This is a genomic window from Micromonospora sp. PRAS1 (genome assembly GCF_059553435.1).
This window is the reverse complement of record NZ_JCANNB010000073.1, coordinates 1-8981: the sequence shown is the minus strand read 5'-3', so window position 1 is coordinate 8981 and position 8981 is coordinate 1. Positions and strand designations below refer to the sequence as shown.

At 75.5% G+C, this 8981-nt stretch carries 1 protein-coding gene; it reads left to right on the top strand.

The window, feature by feature from the left end; translation table 11 throughout:
• Positions 1 to 8981, top strand: an 8981-nt coding sequence (locus tag AC507J_RS31915; protein WP_496294235.1) for an amino acid adenylation domain-containing protein, incomplete at both ends; no start/stop codon positions are given.

Genomic DNA, 8981 nt, shown 5'->3' with positions numbered 1-8981 from the left:
TATCCCGTTGACCGCCAACGGCAAGCTCGACCGGGCCGCGCTGCCGGCCCCGAAGGTGTCCGGCGGGTTCGCGCCGGCCACCACCTCGACCGAGCAGCTGCTGGCCGGCGTGTGGGCCGAGCTGCTGGGCGTCGACCGGGTCGGTGTCACCGACAGCTTCTTCGACCTCGGCGGCCACTCGCTGCTCGCGACCCGGCTCGTGTCGCGGGTCAAGACCGTGTTCGGGGTTGAGGTACCGCTCGCGGCGCTCTTCGACCGGCCGACCGTCGCCGGCCTCGCCGCGGTCGTCGATGCGGGCACCCGGGCGGTCGGGGTGCCGATCGTCGCCGCCGGCCGGGACCGGATACTGCCGCTGTCGTTCGCCCAGCAGCGCCAGTGGTTCTTGCACCGGCTCGACCCGGCGTCGGCCGAGTACAACGTGGCGCTGCCACCGATCGGGCTCGGCACCGACCTCGACCTGGCCGGCCTCACGGCGGCCCTGACCGCGCTGGTGGCCCGGCACGAGGTGCTGCGGACCCGGCTGGTGGCCGGGCCGGACGGCGTGCCACACCAGGTGATCGACCCGCCGCGTACCTTCCACCTGCCCGTCGTGGACGTGTCCGGGGGCGCGGACCCGCTCGGTGCCGCCCGCCTCGTCGTCGAGGCCGATGCCGGCGCGCCCTTCGACCTCGCCACCGGGCCGGTGCTGCGCGGCACCCTGATCCGGCTCGCCGCCGACGAGCACCTGCTGGCCCTGACCGTGCACCACGCCGCGTTCGACGAGTGGTCCGGCGGCATCCTCCAGCGCGAGTTGCGGGCACTCTACGACGCCGGCTGCGCCGGTGCGCCCGACCCGCTGCCGCCGCTGCCCGTGCAGTACGCCGACTTCGCCGTGTGGCAGCGCGCCTGGCTGTCCGGCCCCGTCCTGGCCGGCCAGCGCGACTACTGGCGGGCCCGGCTCGCCGGCCTGCCCGAGCTCGACCTGCCGATCGACCGGCCCCGGCCGCCGGTGCGCTCCGCGGCCGGTGGACAGCTGGCGTTCCCCGTCGCCCCGGCCACCGTGGACGCCCTCCGGACGCTGTCCCGGGACAGCGGGGCGACCATGTTCATGACGCTGCTGTCGGCGTTCTCCGTACTGCTCGGGCGGTACTGCGGCACCGACGACGTCGTCGTCGGCACACCGGTGGCCAACCGGAACCAGGCCGAGACCGAGGGCCTCATCGGGTGCTTCGTCAACACCCTCGTCCTGCGCACCGACCTGTCCGGCGACCCCACCTTCGGTGACCTGCTCACCCGTGTGCGCCGGACCGCCCTCGACGCCTACGCCAACCAGGACATGCCGTTCGAGCAGCTCGTTGACGACCTGGTGACCGACCGGGACCGCTCCCGCAACGCGCTCTTCGACGTGTTCTTCAACTACGTCCAGGACCCGGCGGCGCTCGGCGACCCCGGCGAGGGCGGCGCCGGACCGATGACCCAGCTGACCGTATCCGACTTCGCTGTGACGTTCAGCGACGCCGGCGAGCAGGGACTGACCGGCGTCATCGAGTACAGCACGGCGCTGTTCGACCCGGCCACGATCCGCCGGATGGCGGCCCACCTCGTCGCCGTCCTCGACGCGGCCACCGACCCCGGCTGCCGCCTCGGCCGCCTCGCCCCGCTCGCCGACGACGAACGGGCCCGGCTGCTGGAACTCGGCACCGGCCCGGCCGCTACGCGGGCCTGGCAGAGCCTGCCGGCACTCTTGTCCGAAGAGGCCCGACGGCGGCCCGACGCGGTCGCCGTCGTCGCCGCCGGCCGGCAGCTCACCTACGGCGGGCTGGACCGCCGCGCCGACCGGCTGGCCCGTCACCTCGTTGCCGTCGGCGTCGGTCGCGACGACGTCGTCGGTGTGTGCCTGGCCCGGGAACCGATCATGATCGTGGCGATGCTCGGTGTGCTCAAGGCCGGTGCCGCGTTCCTGCCGCTCGACCCCGACCACCCCGGGGAGCGGCTGCGGTACATGGTGACGGACTCCGGCGCCCGGCTCGTGATCACCGACTCGTCCCTCGTCCCGGCCCTGGACACGCCGGACGTGCCCTGGCTGCTCGTCGACGTCGAGCCGCCGCCGGTCGTCACCGGCGAACTGCCCGCGATCGAGCCGCAGACCCTCGCGTACGTCATCTACACGTCCGGCTCGACCGGCCGGCCCAAGGGCGTGATGACCGACCACCACGCCATCGGGCTCCGGCTGCTCGACATCGGCCGCGCCTACGCGCTCACCCCCGCCGACGGCGTCCTACAGTTCGCCGCGCCGACCTTCGACGCCGCCGTCGACCAGATCTTCACGATCCTCGTCCACGGCGGTCGGCTCATCCTGCGCGGCACCCGGCAGTGGACACCGGAGACGCTCATCCAGCAGATCCGGGCCCGCGCGGCGACGCTCGTCGAGCTCACCCCGGCGTTCTGGGAGCTGCTCATCGCCGCATTGCCCGGCTCGGACGGGCTCGGAGCGGCCTTCCGGCTCATGGCGCTTGGCGGTGAGGCCGTCGCGCCCCAGGCCCTCGCCCGCTGGTTCGACCACACCGACGTCCCGGTCCACAACACCTACGGGCCCACCGAGGCGACGATCACCGCCGTCGCCTGGCAGCTGCGCCAGCCCAGCCGACCCGTGCCCATCGGCACACCGCTGGCCGACACCGTCGTCTACGTCCTCGACGCCGCCCTGCGGCTGGCCCCCGCCGGCGTCACCGGCGAGCTGCACATCGGCGGGCCGACCGTAGCCCGCGGTTACCACGGCCGGCCCGCGCTCACCGCCGAACGGTTCGTCGCCGACCCGTTCGCTGCCGACGGCTCCCGCATGTACCGCACCGGCGACCGCGTCCGGTGGAACGGCGAGGGCCGCCTCGAGTTCCTGGGCCGCGCCGACGCCCAGCTGAAGGTCCGGGGCTTCCGGATCGAACCCGGCGAGATCGAGGCCGCGCTGGCCGGCTATCCCGGCGTCGCGGCCGTCGCCGTGACCGCCGCCGGCGACGGCGCCCGGGCCCGCCTCGTCGCCTACGTCGTGCCCGCCGACCCGGCCGCTGGCGCACCCGCCGCCGCCGAGCTGCGTGAGTACCTGGCGCGCACCCTGCCGCCGTTCATGGTGCCGTCGCTCTTCGTCGAGCAGGAACGGTTGCCGCTGACTCCAAACGGCAAGCTCGACCGGGCCGCGCTGCCCGCCCCCGGCCCGGACACCCTCGGCCCGGACGGCGACCACCAGGTCCCTGCCACCCCCACCGAGGAGCTGCTGAGCGGCATCCTGGCCGGTATCCTGCGCCTCGACCGCGTCGGCGCCACCGACGGCTTCTTCGAACTCGGCGGGCACTCCCTGCTGGCCATCCAGGTCGTCTCGCGGATCCGGACGGTGTTCGGGGTCGAGGTACCCCTCGCGGCGATCTTCGACCGGCCGACCGCCCGTGGCCTCGCGGCGGCCGTGGACAGTGCGACGGGATCCGCCGCCCCGCCGGTGACCGGGGCCGACCGCAGTCGGCCCCTGCCGCTGTCGTTCGGCCAGCAGCGGTTGTGGTTCCTCGACCGGCTCGACCCGGGCTCCACCGACTATCACCTGGCCGTGCCGGTGCACTTCACCGGCGACCTCGACGTAGCCGCGCTGACCGTGGCGCTGGACGCGATCGTGGCCCGGCACGAGGCGCTGCGGACCCGGCTCGTCGTCGGCGCCGACGGCGAACCCTGCCAGGTGATCGACCCGCCGGGCCGGCTCCGGATGCCGGTCGTCGACCTCACCGGCGCCGCCGACCCGCTCGCCGCCGCCGACCACGTGGTGGCGGCCGACGCGGCGACGCCGTTCGACCTGGCCGCTGGCCCGCTGCTGCGCGCGATGCTGCTGCGGCTCACCTCCGGCGAGCACGTCCTCGCGCTCACCGCCCACCACGCGATCTTCGACGAGTGGTCCGACCGGATCCTCCGGCAGGAGCTCGACCTGCTGTACCGCGGGGAGGAACTCCCGCCGCTCACGGTGCAGTACGCCGACTTCGCGGTGTGGCAGCGGGCCTGGCTGACCGGCGACGTGCTCGACCGGCAGCTCGCCTACTGGCGCCGGCAGCTGTCCGGCGCCACCGCCCCCGACCTACCGACCGACCGGCCGCGACCCGCGATCCGCTCGTCGGCGGGTGGCGCCGCCTGGTTCACCGTGCCGGCGGCGACGGCGGACGGGCTGCGCGCGCTGTCCGCAGCCCACGGCACCACGATGTTCATGACGCTGCTGTCGGCGCTGTCGGCGCTGTTGGGTCGGTACGGCGGCACCGAAGACGTCGTGGTCGGCACGCCGGTGGCGAACCGGGGCCAGGCCGAGACCGACGGCCTCATCGGGTTCTTCGTCAACACCCTCGTGCTGCGCACCGACCTGTCCGGTGCCCCGACCGTCGGCGAGCTGCTGGCCCGGGTGCGGGCAACTGCCCTGGCCGCGTACGCGCATCAGGATCTGCCGTTCGAGCAGCTGGTTGACGCGCTCGTCGCCGGGCGGGACCGGTCGCGGTCGCCACTGTTCGACGTGTTCTTCACCTACGACGCGGCCGACGTCGGCGGCCCGGCGGCAGCGCCGCCCGGCGGCCCCGCCGGGGTGACGTTCGGCGGGCCGGTCGACGCGAAGTTCGACCTGGCCGTGCGGTTCGGCGACGCCGGGGACGGCCTGTCGGGCAAGGTGCAGTACAGCACGGGCCTGTTCGACACGGCGACCATCGAACGGCTCGTCGGCCACCTCCTGGAGCTGCTGTCCGCGTTCGCCGCCGCCGGCGGCGAACGGCCGGTCGGCGAGCTGCCGCTGGCCGGGCGCGACCTCGTGCTGCGTGCGGGGACCGGCATCACGGCGTCGCCGGATCCGGCGATGGTGCCGCAGCGGGTGGCGGCGCGGGCGGCCGCCACACCGGACGCGGTCGCCTTGGTCTGCGGAGGGCGGGCGGTGACCTACGCGGCGCTGCTGCGGCGGGCCGGCGGACTGGCCGCCCGGCTGCGGGCCGCCGGCGTCGGCGCGGAGTCGGTGGTGGGCCTGCGCCTCGACCGCAGCGGCGGCACCGTCGTCGGAATGCTGGGCGTCTGGCTCGCCGGCGCCGCCTTCCTGCCCCTCGACCCGCAGTACCCGACCGATCGCCTTGAGTTCATGACGACCGACGCCGGCGTCGGCCTCGTCCTCTCCGATGTGCAGGGCGCCGGCGAGGTTGAGCCGGTGACGCCCGACCCGCGGCAGCTGGCCTACCTCATCTACACGTCCGGCTCGACCGGCCGGCCGAAGGGCGTGCAGGTGCAGCACGGCGGGCTGGCCAACCTCGTCGACGAACTCGGGTCCGGGCTTACCGGCCGGGTGCTGCAGTTCGCCTCGTTCAGCTTCGACGCCTCCGTGCGGGACGTGGCCGTCGTCCTGTCGAGCGGCGGGACGCTCGTGGTGGCCACCGCCGCCGAGCGGGCCGAGCCCGCCCGGCTGACCGCGATGCTACGGGCCCAGGCGGTGGAGTCGGCCAGCCTGGCCCCGTCGCTGCTGGCCGTGCTCGACCCGGCCGCGCTGCCCGGCGTGACCACCCTGTTCACCGGCTCGGAGCGGGTCGGGGCACAGATCGTCGCCCGGTGGGCGCCCGGCCGGCGGATGACGGTCACCTACGGCCCCACCGAGTCGACTGTCATCTCGACCACCGCCGTGGCCGACCCCGGCGTGGCCGGTGCCCCGCCGATCGGCGCGCCGATCCGCAACACCCGCATCTACGTGCTCGACGCCGCGCTGGCACCCGCTCCGGTGGGCGCCGGTGGCGAGGTCTACATCGCCGGCTCGGGCGTGGCCCGCGGCTACGGTGGCCGGGCCGTGCTGACCGCCGAACGCTTCGTCGCCGACCCGTTCGCCGGCGACGGCACCCGGATGTACCGCACCGGCGACCGCGCCCGGTGGCGGCCCGACGGTCGGCTCGACTTCCTCGGCCGGGCCGACGAGCAGGTCAAGGTCCGCGGGTTCCGGGTCGAGCCCGGCGAGGTCGAGGTCGTGCTGGCCGGCCACCCCGGGGTGCGGGCGGCGGTGGTGGTCGCGTTCGGCGACGGCGAGGACCGGCGGGTCGCCGCCTACCTCGTGCCGGCCGACCTGGCCGAGGGACTGCCGGACCCGGCGGAGCTGCGGGCGTTCGCCGCCCGGCGGTTGCCGGAGTTCATGGTCCCTGCGGTGGTCGTCGAGATCTCCGGCATCCCGATGACCGTCAACGGCAAGCTCGACCGGGCCGCGCTGCTGGCGCCCCGGGTGCCGGGCACCGCCGTGGCGCCGTCGACGCCCACCGAGGAGGCGCTCGCCGCGGTGTGGGCCGAACTGCTGGGCGTCGACCGGGTCGGGGTCACCGACAGTTTCTTCGACCTCGGCGGGCACTCGCTGCTCGCGACCCGGCTCGTGGCGCGGATCCGGTCGGTGTTCGGGGTCGAGGTACCGCTCGCGGCGCTCTTCGACCGGCCGACCGTCGCGGGGCTGGCCGCCCTGATCGACGCGGCCGGGCCCGGAGCCGTCGGCGCGATCGAGCCCGCCCCGCGCGACCGGCGGCTGCCGCTGTCCTTTGCCCAGCAGCGCCTGTGGTTCCTCCACCGGCTCAGCCCCGGCTCGACCGAGTACAACGTGTCGATGCCGCCGATCGGCTTCGGCCCCGGGCTCGACCTGCCCGGCCTGGCCGCGGCGCTGACCGCGGTGGTGGCCCGGCACGAGGTGCTGCGGACCCGGCTGGTGGCCGGGCCGGACGGGGTGCCGCACCAGGTGATCGACCCGCCGCGGCCGTTCCCGTTGCTCGTTGTGGACGTTTCCGGACGCGACGACCCGATCGGTGCCGCCCGCCGGGTCCTCGGCCTCGACGCGGCCACGCCGTTCGACCTCGCCGCCGGTCCGCTCCTGCGCGGCGTGCTGATCCGGCTCGCCCCCGACGAGCACGTGCTCGCCCTCTCGGCCCACCACGCCGTCTGCGACGAGTGGTCGGGCCGGATTCTGCGCCGCGAACTCGAGTTGCTGTACCACGGGCATCGGCTGCCGGCACTGCCGGCGCAGTACGCCGACTACGCAGCGTGGCAGCGGCGGTGGTTCGCCGGCGCCGCGCTGGACGGGCAGCTCGCCTACTGGCGCCGTCAGCTCGCCGACCCGCCGGTCGCGGAGTTGCCCACCGACCGGCCCCGGCCGCCGGTGCGCTCCACCGACGGCGCCGTCGTCGGCTTCACGGTCGCCGGTGCGACCGCCGACGGGCTGCGGGCGCTGGCCCGCGAGGCCGGCGCGACCATGTTCATGACGCTGCTGTCCGCGTTCGCCGTGCTCATCGGCCGGTACAGCGGCACCCACGACGTCGTCCTCGGCACCCCGGTCGCCAACCGCGGCCGGCCGGAGACCGAGCCGATGATCGGGCTGTTCCTCGACACCCTGGTCATCCGGGCCGACCTCGCCGGCGACCCGGTGTTCGGCGAGGTCGTCCAGCGGGTTCGCCGGACCACCCTGGACGCCTACGCGCACCAGGACCTGCCGTTCGAGCGACTCGTCGACGCCCTGGTCACTGAGCGGGACCGGTCCCGGACCCCGCTGTTCCAGGTGCTGTTCAGCTACGTCACCCGCGAGGCCGCCGCCGACGGCGAACCCGGCGGCCCGGTCGAGGGCCCGGTAGGGCCGGTCAAGTACGACCTGTCGCTCAGCATCGGCGAGGCCGGCGACGGCCTGGCGGGCGGGATCGAGTACAGCACCGCGCTGTTCGACGCGGCCACCGTCGAGCGGATGGCCAGCAACCTCGTCGGGCTGCTCGACGGGGTCGCCGCCGACGCCAACCGCCGCATCGGCGACCTGCCGCTGCTCACCCCGGCCGAGCGGCACCTGGTCCTCGATTCCTGGAACGCCACCGCCGCGCCACGGCCCGCATCCGGCGTGCCCGAGCTGATCGCGGCCCGCGCGGCCGAGCGACCCGACGCGGTCGCCGTCACGTTCGGGGACCGGGCGCTCACCTACGCCGCGCTGCTGCGCCGGTCGGCCGCCATCGCCGCCCGCCTGCGCCGCGCCGGCGTGCGGCGGGGCTCGATCGTCGGCCTCGCCCTGCCGCGCTCCGAGGACCTCGTCGTGGCGATGCTCGCCGTCTGGCGGGCCGGCGCCGCCTACCTGCCGCTCGACCCGCAGCACTCGGCCGAACGCCGGGACTTCATGGTCACCGACTCCGGCGTCGCCCTCGTGCTGCGCGACACCGGTGCGGAGCCGGCGACGGAGGACGAGCCCGACGCCCCGATCGGGCCGGAGGACCTGGCCTACGTGCTGTACACGTCGGGCTCGACCGGGCGCCCCAAGGGCGTGCACGTGACGCACGGCAACCTCGCCGCCTTCCTGGCCGCGATGGCCGAGCGGCCCGGGCTGGGTCAGGAGGACGTGCTGCTCGCCGTCACGACGCTCGGCTTCGACATTGCCGGCCTGGAACTGCTGCTGCCCCTCGTCGTCGGTGCCCGCGTGGCCGTCGCCGACGCCCGCACGGCGCGGCTGCCCGGCCCGCTCGCCGCCGAGCTGCGCCGCCGCGGCGCCACGGTGCTGCAGGCCACCCCGGCGACCTGGCAGCTGCTCGTCGACGACGGCTGGGCCCCGGCACCCGGCCTCCGGGCGCTCTGCGGCGGTGAGGCGCTGCCCGAGCGGCTCGCCGCGGCGATCCTGGCCCGCACGGACGGCCTGTGGAACATGTACGGCCCGACCGAGACGACGATCTGGTCGGCCTGCGCGCCGCTGTCGCCGGGTGAACCGGTGACCGTCGGCGGGCCGATCGCCAACACCCGGGCCTACGTGCTCGACGACCGGCTCGGCCCGGTGCCCGTGGGGGTCGTCGGCGAACTCTGCCTCGCCGGCGCCGGTGTCGCGCGCGGCTACGGCGGCCGGTCCGCGCTCACCGCCGAGCGGTTCGTCGCCGACCCGTTCGCCGCCGACGGCTCCCGGATGTACCGGACGGGCGACCGGGTCCGCTGGAACGCGGCCGGGGCGCTCGAGTTCCACGGCCGGGCCGACA